Source organism: Bacteroidota bacterium (assembly GCA_025059945.1).
Classification (GTDB): Bacteria; Bacteroidota; Rhodothermia; order JANXDC01; family JANXDC01; genus JANXDC01.
Genome location: JANXDC010000010.1, coordinates 53961 through 71218, shown reverse-complemented (window position 1 = coordinate 71218; position 17258 = coordinate 53961). Strand labels below are relative to the sequence as shown.

Below are 17258 nucleotides of genomic sequence, written 5' to 3'. Positions count from 1 at the left end.
ATCACGGGTCGGTCCAGAGATTAAAGCCTGCCGGGTCGATCGGCTATGCTCCGGGTCAGGGCGTACAGGAGCAGGGCCGTGCGGCGGAGCTTTTCCTGATTGATCTTCTCCCAGCTATCCGTGGGCCGGTGGTAATCGTCCAGCGCGGTATTCCGGGTCCAGTTTTCGCCCATGCCGTCTGTGAAGAAAACCGCCGGCACGCCGCGCTGCACCCAGGCGTAGTGGTCGCTGCGCTCATAGAGCCGCTTCGGGTGCGCCGGATCGTCGAAGGTGTAATCGAGCACGAAAAGACCCAACCGGCTGTTTACCTCCTCCAGGAGCCGTTGTAACGTCGGCCTAAGCCGGCCCGCCCCGATCGCGTAAAGCGTATCCGCGCTCAAGCGGCCGACCATGTCCACGTTGAGGTTGGCCCAGACGTTCCGGATGGAGCCTATGCGGCGGGGTAGGTTGCTTACAAGCCATTCGGAGCCGAGCAGCCCTTGCTCTTCGCCGCTATACCAAACCAGCAAAACGCTGCGTTCTGGACCTCGGCCGGCGCGCCAATCCTCCGCAAGCGCTCGCGCTACGGTCAGCAGGGCCACCGAGCCCGAGGCGTTGTCGTCGGCCCCTCGGTAGATATTGCCCTCAAAAGTACCCATGTGATCGTAATGGGCCCCTAGGGTGACCCACTGTCGCGCCCGGCGCGCGCCCGGCACGTAGGCCAGCACGTTCTCCGTGGTGTCCAGGCGCACCGAAAGGCTCAGGCGCACGGAAAGCCGGACTGGCAGTTCCCCGGCCGTGAGGTGATCCCCGCGCAAGGCGGCCAGCCGCAAGCTATCGTAGGCCCGCCCAAAGAGCATCCGCCCCAGCCCGGGGTGAGCGAAAAGCAAGGGGCGGTCTAACTCCAAGGCGGGGCCCCCCTGCGCTAGTTGCATGGCGGGGCCGAGCAAGTTCGGGCGGATGCGCTCCCAGTCGTCGACCAGATCCGGCTCCTCGAGCACGATAAGCCCCGCGGCCCGATGCACGAAGAGGGCGTTCAGAAGCTTGTATTCCACCCCATCTACATCCAAGGAGTCCTGAAAGAAGCCGATGCGCCGTTTTTGCAGCGCTCGGGGGGCACCGGAGAAGACCACGAGCAAACGTCCCTCGGGCTTGAGCTCGGCCAGGTCGTTGTACTCCGGCAAGCTGATCCCGTAGCCGCCGAAGAGCACGCGCATCGTATCCCATCGCCCGGGCAGGGCGTAGGCGTTGAGGGCGTAGAAGTAACGCCCCACGGCCAGCCGCAGGCTGTCGCGCTCATTATGCAGGAGCAGGTACGTGCGGGCCGTATCAAGCTCTCGTATCCGCACGACAAAGCGCTGAAAGTAAGACCCGTCATCGGCCGCCCCGGCAAGGCCCATCTCGCGAAGGCGCCTGGCCAACAGTTGGGCCGCTTTGTGCTGCCCAGGGCTTGCCGTGAGCCGGCCGGCTAGGGAGTCGCTTGCCAGCGCGCGCCCCACAGAATCGGCCCAAGCCGGCAGTTGTCTTAAGTGCTCCAGCCCGGGTAGGGGGGCCGTGGCGGTCAGCTCAACCGGGGCTCGACAGGCGGCTAGCCCGATGGCGATCCATCCTAGTAGCGTCCCTCTCATGGACCAACGGCTCCTATATGGTGTACGCCTGCCCTCGCTCGGGGATCTCCACGCGTCGGGCTCCTCGCGTGCGCAGCGCCTCGGCCAGAGCCTCTTGGCGCGAGTACTCCCCGTGTACCAGAAAGATCGCCTTCAGCCGATTCCCCAACAGGGGTTCAGTCCAGCGTAAAAGCTCATCGTGTCCGGCATGCGCGCTATAGGCGGAGATCACAACCACCTCGGCCCGGACCCGAAACGGCTCCCCGAAGATGTTGACCTCCTTGTGCCCCTCTACAAGGCGCCGACAGAGCGTGTGCTCGGCGCAGAAGCCCACCACGAGAATCGTGGTGCGCGGGTCTTCGATATGATGCCGCAGGTGATGCAGGATACGCCCCCCTTCCATCATGCCGGAGGCAGCGATGATCACGGCCGGCACCCGAAGCTCGTTAAGCCGCTTGGACTGCTCAGCCTCTACGACGTATGTAAGGCGGGCAAAGCCGAATGGGTCCGGATCGCGGTGCAGCAGCGCTCGCGTCTCTTGGTCGAAGCATTCAGGATGCGCTTTGTAGATGGCGGTGGCGTCGATCGCCAAGGGGCTGTCCAGGAACACGGGGATATCCGGAAGCGCCCCCTCGCGGAAGAGCACGTTGAGCTCATACAGGATCTCCTGTGTGCGCCCCACGCTGAAGGCTGGGATAAGGACTTTGCCGCCGCGCGCGGCCGTGCGCCGGATCACGGCGGCCAGCTCCTCGCGCGCCCGCTGCAGGGGTTCGTGCTGCTGTCCGCCGTAGGTGGACTCCAAGATCAGGTAATCGACCTCGGGCATGGGTTGCGGATCGCGCAGAATAGGCAGCCCGTAGCGGCCCAGATCTCCCGAGAATCCAATCCGAATCGGCCTACCCCGCCGGCGCACCTCTAGCAACACGTGAGCCGATCCCAGGATGTGGCCAGCGTCCCCGAACGCGAAGCCGAAGCCGGGATCCGGGCTGAAGGGACGCCCGTAGGGCACGGTCACGAAGTGCTCTAGGACGGCCTCTGCCTCCTCAAGCCGATACAAGGGCTCCACGGGCGGTAGGCCCTGAGCGCTCCGCCTTCGGTTGACGAACTCGACGTCGCGCTCCTGTAGGTGCGCGCTGTCGCGCAGCAGGATGCTGGCCAGATCCCGCGTGGCGGGCGTACAGAAAACATGCCCCCGAAACCCCAGGCGATACAGCAGGGGCAGGTTGCCGCAGTGATCCAGGTGCGCATGCGATAGGATCACATACGGGATCTGGGTCGGATCCAGGCCCGGGTTGCGGTTGCGCTCGTACGTCTCAGCCCGTCGGCCCTGGAAGAGCCCAGCCTCTAGCAGAATCTTAGGCCCTCGATCGGGCTCGATAAGGTGCATGGAGCCGGTTACGGTGCGCGCGGCGCCCAAAAACCGCAGCAGCATAGGACCTCAGGGCTCCGTGAGCCGTTCAAAGTCGCGCCCCAAGCGCAGCGCGCGGACCCGAGGTCCGGCGAACTCCACCTGGCCTGAACAGCGGAAGCGATCCCCCTGTCGGGGCTGCTGTCGCATAAGGCGCCCCTCCCAGAGGATGGGATCGACGTAGCGGATCCAGTTGGCCGTGTAGTGCGCATCTAGGCTGTCGACCCGAAAGGTAAAGACAAACGCGCTAGAGTCTTCGAGCTTCACGGATTCGACCGCGAGTCGGCCGTAGGGGAATCCGGCCAGTTTCGCCTCCAGTGCTTCCCTTACGGCCTCCAGACGCGGATCGCTGCGCGTACCGCAGCCGAGCAGGCCTCCCAGTAGGCTCAGAAGCAGGTACGTTCGGACGCAGCTGCGCATGCTTACTTTGCGCATCGGGGGTCGGTAAAGATACAAAGGCGGCTTCTCCTTGGCGAGGGCCTGCGTTCCGTTGCAAGGAGCACAAGCGAGGGCACCGCGGGGCCCGACTTGCCCGCTCGGGGAGAGGAAAGCCAACTTTGCGCTACATGAAGCGCTCGGCTTTTATCGCGTTCTTGGGGCTGTTGCTGGCCACAGCCTGCCAGCCCGGCCGGCGCCCGAAGCAACACGCTTCGAGTCCGGATACCCTTCAGGTCCCCGTATTTTCGGCCGATTCCGCCTACGCTTTCCTAAAGGCCCAGCTTCGGTTTGGGCCGCGCGTTCCCAATCGGTCCGGACATTGGGCCATGCAGCGCTGGCTGCGGGCCGAGCTGGAGCGCCTCGCAGGGCCTGAGCGGGTCTCGGAGCAGCGGTTTCGGGCCCAGGGCTACGGGGAGGTTTTGGAGCTTGTCAACTTTCAGGCAAGCGTACGGCCGGAGCTTTCGCAGCGGGTGCTGCTGTGCGCGCATTGGGATACGCGCCCGCGCGCGGACCGAGATCCCAAGCGTCCCGAAGACCCCATCCCAGGGGCCGATGATGGGGCCAGCGGCGTGGCCGTGCTTTTGGAATTGCTGCGCTTGTTCCGGGATCGGCCCCCGCCGATCGGGGTCGACGTGGTCTTCTTCGATGGCGAGGATTACGGGCGGGAGGGGGACCTAGAGCGCTATTTTTTGGGTTCCCGGCACTGGTCTCGCACAAAACCCCCCGACTACTGGCCGCGGTACGGGATCCTGCTCGACATGGTGGGGGCCCGAGGGGCGGTTTTCTATCAGGAGCGCTACTCTCTGGAGGCCGCCCCGGAACTCGTAGAGCTCATCTGGAACACGGCGCACGCCCTCGGCTACGGGGCCCGCTTTCCCCGAGCCCCGGGGGCTTACATCAGCGACGATCACGTGATGTTGATCGAGCTGGCCCGCATCCCGACGGTTAACATCATCCACCATAGCCCCGATCCGAACCCGTTTCCTGCGTATTGGCATACGCACGAAGACGACCTGCCCGTTATCGACCGCGACACGCTGGGAATGGTGGGGCGGGTGCTCGTGGAGCTGCTTTACAGACGCCTTCCGGGGCGCTTATGAGGCCGTATCTGGAGCTGCGTCTTTACGCGCGGCCGGAGCACATGGAGCTTTTGCTGGCCGAGCTTTGGGAGTGGGGCTTTGAGGGCTTTGAGGAGGACGAATCCCTGCTGCGGGCCTACAAGCCCGCCTCCGAAAAGGACCCGGACGCAGAAGAGCTGTTGGGCTTGTTGCGGCGCTGGGATCCCGAGCTCCGCCTGGAGCTGCGGCGGCTTGAGCCCGAGGACTGGCTAAGCCGATGGGCTGAGCTTTTCGAGCCCGTGGCCGTGACGCCCTTTTGGGTGCGGCCCCCGTGGAAGCCCGCCCAGGTGCCGGAGGGCCACGTAGAGCTCATCATCGAGCCCAAGATGGCCTTCGGAACGGGCCATCACGCCTCAACCCGCTTGGTTCTGCGGCTGCTAGCGCGCTGGCTGCGGCCTGGGGCGCGCATGCTGGATGTGGGCACGGGAACGGGGATTTTGGCTATCGGCGCCATAAAACTCGGCGCTGCGCGGGCGGTCGCGGTGGACATAGACGAATTCGCCTGCGAGAACGCGCGCGAAAACGCCCGGCTCAACAAGGTGGAGGATCGCCTGGAGGTCCGCTTGGGCTCCCTGGAAGCGGTCTCGGAGCGCGGCTTTGATCTGATCACAGCCAACCTGACCCGAAGCGCGATCGAAGAGCTGTTGCCCGAGTTGCTGCGGCGGCGGGCTCGCAGGGCGCCGATGGTGTGGTCGGGCTTGCTCGCCTCTGATGAGCCGTTATTGCAAAAAACGCTGCACACCCATCGTTTGACGCTCATCGAGCGGCAGGCTGAACAGGAGTGGGTCGCCTGGGTGGTGCGCTAAGAAGATGCGCGTGGCGGCGATCGATATCGGCACCAATACGGTCCTGTTGCTCGTAGCGGAGGTGGCCTCGGGTATAGTACGGCCCCTGTATCAGGAGCAGCGGTTTGGGCGTTTGGGGCAGGGTGTAGACGCCTCGGGTCGGTTGCAGCCCGAGGCGGTCGAGCGCGTAGTGGCCATCGTGCGTCGGTATCTGGAGGTGGCCCGAACGTGGGGGGTTGAGCGGATCGGGGCCGTGGCCACAAGTGCCGTGCGGGAGGCCCGAAACCGAGAGCTTTTGCTCGGGCCCCTCGGGGAGTTTGGCCTCGGCGTGCGCGTGCTCTCGGGCCAGGAGGAGGCTTATTGGACCTACATGGGGGTGCGTTCGGGCTTTCCCGAATTCGAGGAGCTGGCGGTGCTGGATATCGGCGGAGGCAGCGCGGAGTTCACCTGGGGCCGGGGCCTGGAGGTGCGCTTTCGGATTAGCCTGCCCCTGGGATGCGTGCGCCTTACGGAGCGCTATCTATCCGCCTATCCTGTGGACCGGGCTCATCTGCGGGCCCTTGAGCAGGCCGTCGAAGCGGCTTGGGGGGCCGTTTCGCTCCCGGGCCCCTTGCCTGTGCTCGTCGGGGTGGCCGGAACCGTGACCTCGCTTGCTGCCCTTGAGCTGGGTCTGTCCGAATATGCGCCCGAGCGCGTGGAGCGCTTCTGGATCGCTCGCGAGCGCGTTCTGGCCTGGATAGAGCGGCTCTGTTCCCTGGATGGCCCCGATGAGATCCTGGCCCTTGGCCCTCGGATCCTGGCCGGACGCGCCGACGTATGGCTGGCGGGGCTGGTGATCCTTGCGGGCCTGCTGCGACGTCTGGACGCCCCCGGTCTTTACGCGAGCGATCGCGGCCTGCGCTATGGCTGGGCCCTGTATCTGGCGGGGAACCTTTCCGGCGAAGCGGCGGTTGGCGGATCGGGACTTGATCGGGAATCTCGCGCTCGTTAGCCTGTTACGGAGTCTGCGATGGCGATTACGCAGGAAGCTGTGTTGCGCGCCTTAAGCCAGGTCATAGACCCGGATCTGGGGCGCGATCTTGTCTCGTTGGGCATGATCCGGGATCTGCGCATAGAGGGACGCCGGATCGCGTTTCGCGTTGTGCTCACCACCCCGGCCTGCCCCTTGAAGAGCCACATCGAGCAGGCCTGCCGCCGGGCCATAGCGCTTTTGGTGGATCCTCAGGCGGAGGTGGAGATCCAAATGGATGCGCACGTGACCACCGCGCGGGCCGCAGAGGAGCCCCTACTACCGGGGGTGCGCAACATCGTGGCCGTGGCTTCTGGCAAAGGGGGGGTGGGCAAATCCACGGTGGCCGTGAACCTGGCCGTGGCCCTGGCCCGAAGCGGGGCTCAGGTGGGGCTGCTGGACGCCGACATCTACGGCCCGAGCATCCCCACCATGTTCGGGCTGCAGGGGGTGCGCCCCCAGCTGACGGAGGCCCGCAAGATCCTGCCCGTTACGAAGTTCGGGGTTCGTTTGCTCTCGATGGGTTTTCTGGTCGACCCCGACACGCCGGTCGTCTGGCGAGGGCCCATGGTCTCCTCCGCTGTGCGCCAGTTTCTGGCTGACGCCGACTGGGGTGAGCTCGATTATCTGGTGCTGGACCTGCCCCCTGGCACTGGCGATATCCAGCTCACCTTGGTGCAGACGGTTCCCCTCACAGGGGCCGTGATCGTCTCGACTCCGCAGGACGTGGCCCTGTCTGACGCCCGCAAGGGAGTGATGATGTTCCGCCAGGTTAAGGTCCCCGTGCTGGGCATAGTGGAGAACATGGCCTATTTTAGTCCCCCGGACCTGCCGGATCGGCGCTACTATCTTTTCGGGCAAGGCGGAGCCCGCCGGTTGGCAGAGGAACTCGGGGTGCCGTTTTTGGGTGAAATCCCGCTGGAGCAGGCCGTCCGCGAGGGGGGCGATGAAGGGGTTCCCGTGGTGATCCGCGACCCCGAAGGCCCCTCGGCGCAGGCCTTTCGGGAGCTAGCCCAGCGCGTGGCCCAACAGGTGGCCATTCGCAACGCCACAGTCCCTCCTACCGAGAAAGTAGAGATCATCTTCCGATAGGAGCAACGCTTATGCAGCGCAATCCCAACATCCCACAGGACGTCTACGAGCGCGTCGAGCGCGCTCTGGAGATGATTCGACCCTATCTGCAAGCCGACGGAGGAAGCGTGGAGCTCCTGAACATCACGGACGACTACGTGGTGGAACTCGAGCTACAGGGTGCTTGTGGTTCCTGCCCCATGAGCGTGATGACGCTTCGGGCCGGGATCGAGCAGGCCCTTCGGCGCGCGGTGCCCGAGATCCAGCGGGTGGAGGCCATTTCCAATGCCCCACCTATGCCGTGGTGAGCGTTGACAAAGAGCAGGAGGCGCGATAGTTTACGTGCGTAAATCCGAACTCCGGCATCAGGGGAACGGGCTTTCCTTGATCGAACGCCGCTTTACCGTCACCAGCAGTCAGCCGCTGTTGCTGTTTGGCTTTAACGATCAGTTTCTGCGCAAAATCGAACGCACCTTTCCCGCCTTACAGCTCATCGCACGTGGCAAAGAGGTCATCCTGCGAGGTCAGGCCGCTGAAGTGGAGCAGGCCGAACGGATTCTTTTGGAGATGCAGTATGTGCTCAATCGAACCGGCCAGCTCTACGAACAGGACGTCGACACGGTCATCGAGCTCGTCACCGGGGGGCGATCCCCCAGCCACGGGGAGGCCGAGGAGGTCATCCTGTACACGTACAATGGCGGTGCCGTGGTGGCCAAAACGCCCGGCCAGCGGGCCCTTGTGGAGGCTGCTCGGGAAAACGACATCGTCTTCGCCATCGGTCCAGCCGGAACTGGCAAGACCTATACGGCTGTAGCCCTCGCGCTGGCGGCCCTGCAGGCGCGCGAGGTCAAAAAGATTGTGCTCACGCGTCCAGCTGTCGAGGCCGGCGAAAGTCTGGGCTTTCTTCCGGGCGATCTGCGTGAGAAGATCGACCCTTACCTGCGCCCGCTCTATGATGCGCTGGAGGATATGCTGCCCCCGGACAAGTTGAGGCTGTATCTGGATCGCAACACGATCGAGATCGTGCCTTTGGCTTACATGCGAGGTCGGACCCTGCACAACGCCTTCGTGATCCTGGACGAAGCGCAAAACGCCACCACGGTGCAGATGAAGATGTTCCTCACCCGCCTAGGTGCCAACAGCCGCGCCATCATAACCGGAGACGTAACGCAGACCGATCTGCCGCGGCGCTCTCTTTCGGGCCTAGTGCAGGTTCAAGAGGTGCTAGCCGGCATCGAAGGGATCGCGTTTGTGTACCTGGGCCGCGAAGACGTGGTGCGCCACCGGCTTGTGCAGGATATTATCGAGGCCTACGAGCGCTATCGCGCCGCCTACAAGGCCTCTGGAGAGGACACCCCGTAGCGGCCCTCCAGATCGCGCCGCAGTCCCTGCGCCCAGCGCCACAGGCGCCACCCCAGCCAGGGCCTAAGCAGCCACCGATCCAGCAAAGCCCACTTGGGCTTGGATATCCAGCTCAATTCCAGGTGCACGCGTGTGCCCAGACGTCCGCGCAAAGGATGGCATTGCAGTCCCAGCACGCACTCCGGACAAGCCCCTTCCCGTTGCTCGGCCACCCAGCTAAACGGGGGCTCATGCTCTGCTATCCAAAAGCGTCCCCGGTAGCGCAGCACCCGGAGTTCAAACTCCGCGCCCGGGCTCCAGCCTCCGGCGGGCTCGCTCCTTCGGCATAGCAGGCCCCTTGGCCAGCTTCTGGGGTCCGTAAAAACCCCATAGACCGCGTCGATCGGGGCCCGTATGGCGAAGTCCAACCACACTACCTGCTGCATCGACGCCAAAATGGTCCCGGCCGCCACCGCCGCGCAAGCGGGTGGCTCTTTTGCCCGCAAAGCCGTATATAACAACCCGGAACTTGGAGGGTCTTCATCTATGAGAGCCAGGGGATGGGGACTGCTTATCTGGGGGCTTGTCGTAACCGGCGTGGCCTTCGCCCAGCCTGTGCTGCGGTCGGATCAAATCCGCCGCGTTGAGGCCATCTTCGCCCCGTGGGATCGGACCGATAGCCCCGGTTTGGGTTTGGCCATCGTCTGGGAGGGGCGGATCCGATACTGGCGCGGCTTCGGGATGGCCGACCTGGAGCATCGGGTGCCGATTACGGACTCTACACGCTTTGTGCTCGCCTCGGTCAGCAAGCAATTTACGGCTTTCGCCGTGCACTTGCTCGCCGCCGAGGGGCGCCTTGATCTGGACGGGGACGTGCGCCAGTATATTCCCGAATTGGCCCATCTTAAGGCGCGCATCACGGTGCGTCACCTGTTGCACCACACCAGCGGCCTGCGAGAGTCGCTAGATCTTGCGCGCCTGGCCGGATGGCGCCCCGAGGATGTGCTGACCATGTCCGACGTGCTGCGTTTGGCCTATGGCCAACGGGAGCTCAACTTCGAGCCCGGAACCGCATACGCCTACTGCAATCTCGGCTACGTGCTCCTGGCCGAGCTTGTGCGCCGGGTGAGCGGTCAGTCCTTGGGGGTCTTTGCCCGCAAGCGGATCTTCGAGCCCCTGGATATGCGGGATACGTTTTTTCACGAGGACTACCGGATGATCACCCCCAACCGGGCCCAATCTTATGCGCGCACGCAAGACGGCTGGGTCAAGGTGCACTACCCTTACGGTACGGTGGGATCTGGAGGCCTAGTGAGCACGTTGCGGGATCTGGCCAAGTGGGATGAGAACTTCTACACGCACACGGTGGGCGGGGCTAAGCTCCTGCAAGCCTTGCAGGAGCGGGGACGCTTGGCGGACGGCCGGGAGTTAAATTACGCCTCGGGGCTCATGATCGGCTCCTACAGGGGTCTTGTCGCCGTCTGGCATACGGGCAGCATCGCCGGATACCGCGCGATTCTGTTTCGGTTGCCTGAGGCGCGCTTTAGCGTGATCATATTGGCCAACGCTTCAAACGTAAACACGTTGGCCCTGGCGCACCAGGTGGCCGATATCGTGTTGGAGGATCGCTTTCCCCAGCCGGCCCGCGCAGAGGCCGCAGAGGAGCCCTCCGTCAGACCACCCCGAACGGTTAGTAGGCCCTCGCGCGAGCAGCTTCGCGCCTATGAGGGCTTCTACTATAGCCCAGAGCTAGAGGTCTTCTACCGCATCGCCTTGGTGGGCGATAGCCTTCGGCTGCGGCATCCCAAAGAAGAGTGGACGCTTCTGCCCCTGGAGGAAGACGTTTTTCAGCTACCCGTGGGCCGCGTAGAGTTTTTGCGCGACCCGCAGGGACGCGTGCTTGAGATGCGCTTGAGCACCGGGCGCACGCGCAACCTGCGTTTTCTGCGCGCAGAAGTGCGCTACGGATTGTCTTCTGGTAGCGGGGGGGCGTAGTATTAGCCCGTAAAGTGTCATGTTCGGATTCGGCCGCTTTTCCTGGATGCGCCCCCTGGGCCTAGCCCCTAAAGGCAGGGGCCCTGAGGTGTCGGAACCCGAAGCCCCCCTAGCCCCATGGCGTAAACAGCCCGGGATACGGCTGTTGCTGCTGCTTCTTTGGGCCGGGCTGATCTGGGCGCTTTTTCCGGGGATCGAGACCTATGACTTTTCCTATCAGGTGGGGGATGTTTGGCGGCGCGCCGACGTGGAGGCCCCCTTTGACTTTGCCATATACAAGACAGAGGCCGAGCTTGAGCGTGAGCGGGAGCAGGTTCGCCGTCAGACCCCTCCTGTTTTCCGGGGCCATGCGGGGGCCTCTTCTGAGGCGCGAGGCCGGCTAGATTCGCTATCGCAGCGCTTGGAGGAGGCCTTTGCTGTCTGCCGCGCGATCCGAACACAACCGGAGGATTCCGCCCGCTGTCGCACCTTACGTGAAGCGCTGCCGCTTCGGCCCGCTTCGCAGGCGGACTGGGAGCTCTGGGAAGACTTGTGGGCTGACCCGGGCAAGCGCCGTCGGATCTTGTACGCGGTGCAGGAAGCCCTTGAGGCCGCCTTGGAGCGAGGGGTCGTAGATGTGCCGCGAAGCGCCGTTTCGGCCCCCCAGATAGCCGTGCGTTTTCCGGAGAGCCGCCTAGAGCGGCTTGTTCCCGTGGAGGGTGTTCTGGATCTGGAAGGGGCTTTGCAGGCGGGCTACCAGAGGCTGGATGAGCGCCTGGATGGGCCGTCACTCGGGTTGGGCTTTGCGCTCTATCGGGCCGTGCTGCAGCCCAACTGGCGTTACGATGCGCCCCAGACCCAGGTGGAGCTGCGGGCGCGCCTGGAGCTGATCTCTCCCACGCGGGATAAAGTCGAGCAAGGCCAGATTCTGATCCGACGCGGCGACAAGATCACCCCCGAAGCATACGCGCAGTTGGAGTCGCTGGAACGCGCCTACCGGGAGCGGGCCGGATGGAGCTCTCATCTGCTCCTTCGGATCGGACAGAGCCTGCTTGTCGTGGCTGTGCTCCTCATCTTTTGGCTTTATCTGTACCTGTTTCGCGCTCGCATCTTCCGGGACAACCTTCAGCTGGGGCTCCTGGTCCTGTTGTTTGGCTTTGCGATGACCCTTCACACGCTGGCCTCCTCTATCGCCCCGCAGGCCCGGTGGAGCGTGCCGGTGGCCCTTGTGCCGATCCTGCTTACGGTCGTTTTCGATTCCCGGCTGGGTTTTTTCGGGGCTGTGACGCTAGCTCTCTTGAGCGGCCTGTTCTGGGGCAAGGACTTTGAGCTCGCCCTGGCCGTGCTCTTCGGTTCGGCCTTGGCCGTCTTCAGCGTGCGCGACATCACCCATCGGGGGCAGTTTTTTGCCACCGCGGGGCTTGTGTTCGCGGCCCATGCGGCTGTATGGATCGGCTTTGCCCTGCTGCGCTCTGCGCCTTGGGAGGACTTCGGTCGAATGCTGGCCTATATCGGCGGCAACGCTGTGCTGACGCTCCTAGCCTATCCGCTGTTGTGGATCGTGGAACGGCTTTTTCGCCTTACCACCGATTTGACCCTGCTGGAGCTCTCCGATACGAATCACCCGCTTTTGCGCGAGCTGGCGATACGGGCGCCCGGCACGTTCACCCACACCCTGCAGGTCGCGGCCCTGGCCGAGGCGGCCGCCTCGGCCGTTGGAGCCCACCGGCTTTTGGTGCGCGTAGGGGCCCTGTACCACGATATCGGCAAGATGCGCAACCCCTTGTACTTCGTCGAAAACCAGCAGACCTTCAATCCGCACGAACAGCTCAGCCCAGAGCAGAGCGCGCAAATCGTGATTCAGCACGTATCCGACGGCCTGGAGCTAGCCCGTCGCTACAGGCTTCCAGATCCGGTAATCGCTTTTATCCCGATGCATCACGGCACCACGTTGGTGCGCTATTTCTACGAAAAGGCCCGTGAGGGGCGTCCGCTCGGAGAGGGCCCCCTAGATGAGTCTCGGTTCCGCTATCCCGGTCCTAAGCCGCGTTCGCGTGAAACAGCCATTCTCATGCTCGCCGATGGGGTGGAGGCAGCTGTAAAAGCGCTGCGGCAACCCGATCCGGAGCGCATCGAGCGCGCCATCGAGCGCGTCTTTCAGGAGCGTTTGGCCGACGGGCAGCTGCTCGAAAGCCCCCTTACTTTCCGCGATCTAGAGCGCATCAAGGCGGCTTTCCGGGATCAGCTGCTGGCCTTCTATCATCAGCGCGTTCCGTATCCAGAGCCAGAATCTAACCCCTCCGTGGTCGAAGCGGATACAAAAAGCGATGCGACGGGACGCGGATGAGCTTCTAGGGGCTTATCTGGATTTTCTGAGCGCGGAGAAGCACCTCTCCCCGCTTACGCAGGAGGCTTACGCGCGTGATCTGCATCGTTACCTGAGCTATCTAGAAGCAGAGGAGGTGCCCCTAGAGCGAGCCGACGGCGCGACGCTGCGTCGTTATGTGGCGACCCTTGCGGAAGTGGGGCTGTCGGAAGTATCCCTGGCGCGCAATCTTGCTGCGCTCAGAGGCTTTTACCGCTTCTGCATAGCCGAAGGTTTTCTGCGATCCGACCCCACCGAAGCAATAGAGCCACCCCGCTTGACGCGACGGCTCCCCGTGGTGCTGGAGGTGCCGGAGGTAGAGCGGTTGCTTGCGGCCGTCGACACCTCGACCCTGTTGGGGGTGCGGGACCGGGCCATACTGGAGCTGTTGTACGCCACCGGCATGCGCGTATCCGAACTTACGGCGCTTGAGCAGGATCAGCTCTTTCTGGAATTGGGCTTTGTGCGCCTCGTGGGCAAGGGGGCCCGGGAGCGCCTGGTTCCGATGGGCCGTATGGCCATCGAATGGGCCGAGCGCTATCAGCGGGAGGTGCGGCCGCATCTGGTGCGACGCCCCCACAGAGCCTCAAACCGGCTCTTTCTTAACGCGCGTGGGGGTCCCATGAGCCGCATGGCCATTTGGACGATCGTCGCCCAAGCCGCCCGCCGGGCTGGCATAACCAAGCCTGTCTCCCCGCACACCCTGCGGCACTCCTTTGCCACCCATCTGCTAGAGGGTGGGGCGGACCTGCGGGCCGTGCAGGAGCTCTTGGGGCATGCTTTTATCACAACCACGCAGCTGTATACGCATCTGGACCGAACGGATCTGATCGAGATCCACCGAAGCTGTCATCCGCGCCCCTAAAGGCCGGTTGTTTGGGCCTCCCGAAAAGCGCTATTTTGCACCGGCCCCCTCAGGAAAGCCCTTGGCCTGAATGTCAACGTCACTACCGGGCATATCCTTGGGCTTTGTACTCGCCCTGGCTGTCTTGCTAGGTGGCTGGTTGGGCGATCGATGGGCTCGCTCGGCTGAGCGTCTGCAGGGTTGGCTCCCCTACAGCGCCGGGCTTCTGTTGGGCTTAGGCTTCTTGCACCTGATCCCAGAGGCTGTCGCAGCTGCTCGGGGATGGGCGGGGGTCGCGCTGCTGCTGGGTTTTGGGCTGCAGCTGCTTCTTGACCAGATGACCGGAGGACTGGAGCACGCCCATCCATATGGATCCCTTAGCCCCCTCGAGGGAATGGGGGTGCTTGTAGGGGTGTGTCTGCATAGCTTCATCGAGGCCTGGCCCCTGGCGCTGGCCGCCGCCTATCCTCAGACAATCGGATTGCTCTTTCTGGCTATTTTGGCGCACAAAACGCCCATGGGGCTCATGCTCGTACACTTATTGCGCTCCGCAAACTGGGCAAGCCGGCGTATTTGGACTGCCATAAGCTTGCTAGCCTCAATGCCCTTGCTCGGTATTGCGGCGGCCACGCTCGTCGTTCAGGAACTTCCCCCCGCGGCGCTAGGGGTTCTGTTGGGCGTCTCAGCAGGGATTTTCCTCTATCTTGCCGTGTTTCTGCTCATGGAAAACCTCGTGCGCGGCCACCGGCTAATCCGGACTCGTTTTATGGTTTTTCTGGCCGGCATCGGCACGGCCGCGGTGACCGCGCTCCTTACCCACTAACTTTCCGGGACGTTTATGGCGCTCGATGGACTCAAATTCGACGAAAAGGGCCTGATCACAGTCGTGGTTCAGGATGCGCGCACAAAGGCTGTGCTCATGGTCGCTTACATGAACGCCGAGACCTTGGAGCAGACCCTGCAGAGCGGCCGCATGACGTACTGGAGCCGCAGCCGGAACCGGGTCTGGGTTAAGGGCGAAACAAGCGGCCACTATCAGCTGGTGCGCCGGATCTGGGTCGATTGCGACGGCGATGCCCTGCTGTTTGAAGTCGAGCAAGTGGGGGGGATCGCCTGCCATACAGGGCATCCCACATGTTTTTACCGGACTTGGCAAGACGGTCAGTGGCGCAAGCCGGAGGCCGACACAGGAGCGTAGGGAGGGCATGATGGAGCTGGGCGGGATCTCGATCTTCGGCTTGCAGGAAGGCCTCTATGAGGTAGCGGGCGATAAGCGGTTCCAGCCCGTTCAAGAGGGGGCCCCCCGCCGGCCAGGTGCGCTACGTGTGACCGTGCGCCCGTTTCTCGTGATCGCTCCGGGCCATATAACCTTGTTGGATACGGGTCTGGGTGGCTGGGGATCGGAGGGATGGGGGGAGCTGTACGCCAATCTAGAGGCTCATGGCGTAGAGCCGGAGGACATAAGCTGTGTTGTGCTTACCCATTTGCATCCCGACCACGTCGGAGGGGCTTTGCTCGAGGAGGACGGCTTCTGGCAGCTTGCCTTTCCGGCGGCTGAGTACGTCATACAGCGCGCCGAATGGGACTACGCTCGCATCCGCCCTCATAAGCCCCCCCTAGAGCCGTTACTCCGGCTCCTAGAACGATCCGATCAGCTGCGGCTTGTGGAGGGCTCCATGGCCTTAAACGCCCACCTGGAGCTGGAACTCACCGGGGGGCACACGCCAGGGCATCAGGCCATCTGGGTGCACGGACGCGACGGCTCGGCTCTGCTAGCCGGGGACGTGCTCGCTAGCCTGTCCCAGTTCGGGCGTCGATTCCGCGCCAAATACGACACGGACCCGGAGCGGGCGTACGCCTGGCGCACGGCTCTCACAAAACGCCTCCGAGATCGGGCCGGAACGGTTGTGCTCTTCTATCATGGCCTACATCCGACGGCTATCCGCGTCTTCCCCCAAGCTGGGACGGAAGGAGCGTACTGGGAAGAGGTAACCCTCTAAAAGGGCCAAAATGCTTGACAGCGTTGGCGTCATTTGTGTATGTTCCGCTCCGAGCCTGAAAGGAGCCAGTGCCCAATACGCGTCACCGTCTAACCCCAAGCAGGAGGTACGCTTATGAGCCGCTTTGAGGAGCTCAGAGGCTTCGTGGAGTCCTTGGAAAAGGACTTTCGGGCTTTTTACGAGAAGGGGAACAAAGCGGCCGGTACCCGGCTGCGCAAAGCCATGCAGGAGCTGAAGGCCAAAGCTCAGGCGATTCGGGTGGAAGTGCAGCAGATTAAAAACCAACAAAAAGGCGCCTAAGTGTGTTGGAATCCTGGGGGGCCGTTTCGGATCGAGACGGCCCCCCTTGCATGCGGCAGGGAGCGGTGCGAAGGCTCGGAGGATTTCGCGAAAGCCCGTATACGGCAGCTAAAATCCGCACATGGATACCTGGATCAGCGCTTACGTGGAACATCTGCGCGCGGTCCGGCGCTATTCTGCCCACACCTGCACGGCCTACGGGAGGGATCTGCAGCAATTCTTCAGCTTCATCCGCGAACGCTTCCAGGAGACGACGTTTGCACCCGAGGTCTTGGAGACCCGCGCGCGTCTTTGGGCCCGCGCTTGGCTGGGCGCTCTTCGCGGCGCAGGAGCAAGGCCCCGGACGATAGCCCGAAAGGGGGTGGCGCTGCGCACGTTCTTTCGGTTTCTGTATCGACAGGGTTACATTAGACGCCAGGTCCTGGAGGCTTTGCCCACGCCGAAGGTGGGGCGGACCTTGCCGGTGTTTCTGGACGAAGAGGCCGTGCGCCGCCTGATCGAATCCACGGATACCCAAAGCCCCAAGGGTCGGCTGCGGCGCGCCATATTGGAGCTCCTCTACAGCACCGGCGTGCGTACAAGCGAGCTCGTCGGCCTGCGCTTGGAGGATTGGGATCCCTACGCTCGCCTGCTGCGGGTGCGGGGCAAGGGGGGGCGGATGCGCCTGGTGCCCGTGGGCCGGACGGCGGCCGACGCCCTAAAGGCCCACTTGGCGGATCGCGGCTCGCTTCGACCCCAAGACCCGTTGCTCTCGCTTTCGGGATCTCCTCTGAGTCGTCTTGCGGTGTACCGGTATGTGCGACGGGCCATTCGGGCTTTGTTTCCGGAGTTAACGCGCAAAGGGGCTCACGTGCTGCGGCATTCGATGGCCACGCATCTACTGGACCGCGGCGCTGATCTAGTGGCCATCAAGGAGCTCCTGGGGCATCAGAGCCTGGTGAGCACCCAACAGTACACGCACACGAGCCTAGAGCACTTAAAGGCCCTCTACCGGCGGGCGCACCCCCGTGCGGAGTGAG

At 63.6% G+C, this 17258-nt stretch carries 18 protein-coding genes; 14 read left to right on the top strand and 4 right to left on the bottom strand.

Annotation, left to right across the window (positions count from 1 at the left end; translation table 11 throughout):
* Positions 1–20: 20 nt before the first annotated feature.
* The 3 genes from NZ993_05615 to NZ993_05605 are packed head-to-tail and all read right to left on the bottom strand — an operon-like array spanning position 21 to position 3414.
* On the bottom strand, positions 21–1607 hold the full coding sequence (locus NZ993_05615; GenBank protein ID MCS7155268.1) for a M28 family peptidase: 1587 nt from the start codon (positions 1605–1607) through the stop codon (positions 21–23).
* A gap of 13 nt (positions 1608–1620) precedes the next feature.
* Entirely contained in the window at positions 1621–3018 is a 1398-nt protein-coding gene (locus NZ993_05610; protein ID MCS7155267.1) for an MBL fold metallo-hydrolase, read from the bottom strand.
* A gap of 6 nt (positions 3019–3024) precedes the next feature.
* Positions 3025–3414 (bottom strand): hypothetical protein, encoded by a 390-nt coding sequence (locus NZ993_05605; protein MCS7155266.1) that lies wholly within the window; start codon positions 3412–3414, stop codon positions 3025–3027.
* Between the two features lie 146 nt (positions 3415–3560).
* On the opposite strand from NZ993_05605, the gene NZ993_05600 reads away from it, so the two are divergent.
* From NZ993_05600 to NZ993_05575, 6 genes are all read left to right on the top strand, one after another.
* Entirely contained in the window at positions 3561–4532 is a 972-nt protein-coding gene (locus NZ993_05600) for a M28 family peptidase (protein MCS7155265.1), read from the top strand.
* On the top strand, positions 4529–5356 hold the full coding sequence (gene prmA / locus NZ993_05595) for a 50S ribosomal protein L11 methyltransferase (GenBank protein MCS7155264.1): 828 nt from the start codon (positions 4529–4531) through the stop codon (positions 5354–5356). The genes NZ993_05600 and prmA overlap by 4 nt, the downstream gene beginning before the upstream one ends.
* Positions 5357–5366: 10 nt before the next feature.
* Complete coding sequence (locus NZ993_05590; protein MCS7155263.1) at positions 5367–6326, top strand: Ppx/GppA family phosphatase; 960 nt, start codon at positions 5367–5369, stop codon at positions 6324–6326.
* An 18-nt stretch (positions 6327–6344) separates the two neighbouring features.
* Positions 6345–7436 carry an iron-sulfur cluster carrier protein ApbC gene (gene apbC, locus NZ993_05585; protein MCS7155262.1) on the top strand — a complete coding sequence of 364 codons (1092 nt, stop codon included), beginning with the start codon at positions 6345–6347 and terminating at the stop codon, positions 7434–7436.
* Positions 7437–7447: 11 nt separating this feature from the next.
* A complete protein-coding gene (locus tag NZ993_05580) occupies positions 7448–7723 on the top strand; it encodes a NifU family protein (protein ID MCS7155261.1) in 276 nt (91 codons plus the stop codon).
* A 76-nt stretch (positions 7724–7799) separates the two neighbouring features.
* Positions 7800–8777, top strand: a complete 978-nt coding sequence (locus NZ993_05575) for a PhoH family protein (GenBank protein MCS7155260.1) — start codon at positions 7800–7802, stop codon at positions 8775–8777.
* Here the strand turns inward: NZ993_05575 and NZ993_05570 are convergent.
* Complete coding sequence (locus NZ993_05570; GenBank protein ID MCS7155259.1) at positions 8747–9202, bottom strand: SRPBCC family protein; 456 nt, start codon at positions 9200–9202, stop codon at positions 8747–8749. The genes NZ993_05575 and NZ993_05570 overlap by 31 nt on opposite strands.
* Before the next feature lie 100 nt (positions 9203–9302).
* Here NZ993_05570 and NZ993_05565 point away from each other — a divergent pair, with 100 nt between their 5' ends.
* From NZ993_05565 to NZ993_05530, 8 genes are all read left to right on the top strand, one after another.
* Positions 9303–10751 carry a beta-lactamase family protein gene (locus NZ993_05565; GenBank protein MCS7155258.1) on the top strand — a complete coding sequence of 483 codons (1449 nt, stop codon included), beginning with the start codon at positions 9303–9305 and terminating at the stop codon, positions 10749–10751.
* Between the two features lie 88 nt (positions 10752–10839).
* Complete coding sequence (locus tag NZ993_05560; protein ID MCS7155257.1) at positions 10840–13077, top strand: HDIG domain-containing protein; 2238 nt, start codon at positions 10840–10842, stop codon at positions 13075–13077.
* Positions 13058–13960 carry a site-specific tyrosine recombinase XerD gene (gene xerD, locus NZ993_05555; GenBank protein MCS7155256.1) on the top strand — a complete coding sequence of 301 codons (903 nt, stop codon included), beginning with the start codon at positions 13058–13060 and terminating at the stop codon, positions 13958–13960. The genes NZ993_05560 and xerD overlap by 20 nt, the downstream gene beginning before the upstream one ends.
* 70 nt (positions 13961–14030) lie before the next feature.
* Positions 14031–14762 carry a ZIP family metal transporter gene (locus tag NZ993_05550; GenBank protein ID MCS7155255.1) on the top strand — a complete coding sequence of 244 codons (732 nt, stop codon included), beginning with the start codon at positions 14031–14033 and terminating at the stop codon, positions 14760–14762.
* 15 nt (positions 14763–14777) lie between these two features.
* Entirely contained in the window at positions 14778–15137 is a 360-nt protein-coding gene (gene hisI, locus NZ993_05545; GenBank protein ID MCS7155254.1) for a phosphoribosyl-AMP cyclohydrolase, read from the top strand.
* 7 nt (positions 15138–15144) lie between these two features.
* Positions 15145–15939 carry an MBL fold metallo-hydrolase gene (locus NZ993_05540; protein MCS7155253.1) on the top strand — a complete coding sequence of 265 codons (795 nt, stop codon included), beginning with the start codon at positions 15145–15147 and terminating at the stop codon, positions 15937–15939.
* Between the two features lie 114 nt (positions 15940–16053).
* Positions 16054–16239, top strand: a complete 186-nt coding sequence (locus tag NZ993_05535) for a histone H1 (protein ID MCS7155252.1) — start codon at positions 16054–16056, stop codon at positions 16237–16239.
* A gap of 121 nt (positions 16240–16360) precedes the next feature.
* The gene (locus tag NZ993_05530) at positions 16361–17257 is read left to right on the top strand and encodes a tyrosine-type recombinase/integrase (protein MCS7155251.1); all 897 of its coding nucleotides are present in this window, start codon (positions 16361–16363) and stop codon (positions 17255–17257) included.
* Position 17258 lies beyond the last annotated feature (1 nt).

Excerpts from the sequence above, each read along its gene's own strand:
- NZ993_05615 (MCS7155268.1), bottom strand. The coding sequence starts at position 1,607 with ATGAGAGGGACGCTACTAGGATGGATCGCCATCGGGCTAGCCGCCTGT.
- NZ993_05610 (MCS7155267.1), bottom strand. The coding sequence starts at position 3,018 with ATGCTGCTGCGGTTTTTGGGCGCCGCGCGCACCGTAACCGGCTCCATG.
- NZ993_05605 (MCS7155266.1), bottom strand. The coding sequence starts at position 3,414 with ATGCGCAGCTGCGTCCGAACGTACCTGCTTCTGAGCCTACTGGGAGGC.
- NZ993_05600 (MCS7155265.1), top strand. The coding sequence starts at position 3,561 with ATGAAGCGCTCGGCTTTTATCGCGTTCTTGGGGCTGTTGCTGGCCACA.
- prmA (MCS7155264.1), top strand. The coding sequence starts at position 4,529 with ATGAGGCCGTATCTGGAGCTGCGTCTTTACGCGCGGCCGGAGCACATG.
- apbC (MCS7155262.1), top strand. The coding sequence starts at position 6,345 with ATGGCGATTACGCAGGAAGCTGTGTTGCGCGCCTTAAGCCAGGTCATA.
- NZ993_05580 (MCS7155261.1), top strand. The coding sequence starts at position 7,448 with ATGCAGCGCAATCCCAACATCCCACAGGACGTCTACGAGCGCGTCGAG.
- NZ993_05570 (MCS7155259.1), bottom strand. The coding sequence starts at position 9,202 with ATGCAGCAGGTAGTGTGGTTGGACTTCGCCATACGGGCCCCGATCGAC.
- NZ993_05565 (MCS7155258.1), top strand. The coding sequence starts at position 9,303 with ATGAGAGCCAGGGGATGGGGACTGCTTATCTGGGGGCTTGTCGTAACC.
- xerD (MCS7155256.1), top strand. The coding sequence starts at position 13,058 with ATGCGACGGGACGCGGATGAGCTTCTAGGGGCTTATCTGGATTTTCTG.
- NZ993_05550 (MCS7155255.1), top strand. The coding sequence starts at position 14,031 with ATGTCAACGTCACTACCGGGCATATCCTTGGGCTTTGTACTCGCCCTG.
- hisI (MCS7155254.1), top strand. The coding sequence starts at position 14,778 with ATGGCGCTCGATGGACTCAAATTCGACGAAAAGGGCCTGATCACAGTC.
- NZ993_05540 (MCS7155253.1), top strand. The coding sequence starts at position 15,145 with ATGATGGAGCTGGGCGGGATCTCGATCTTCGGCTTGCAGGAAGGCCTC.
- NZ993_05535 (MCS7155252.1), top strand. The coding sequence starts at position 16,054 with ATGAGCCGCTTTGAGGAGCTCAGAGGCTTCGTGGAGTCCTTGGAAAAG.
- NZ993_05530 (MCS7155251.1), top strand. The coding sequence starts at position 16,361 with ATGGATACCTGGATCAGCGCTTACGTGGAACATCTGCGCGCGGTCCGG.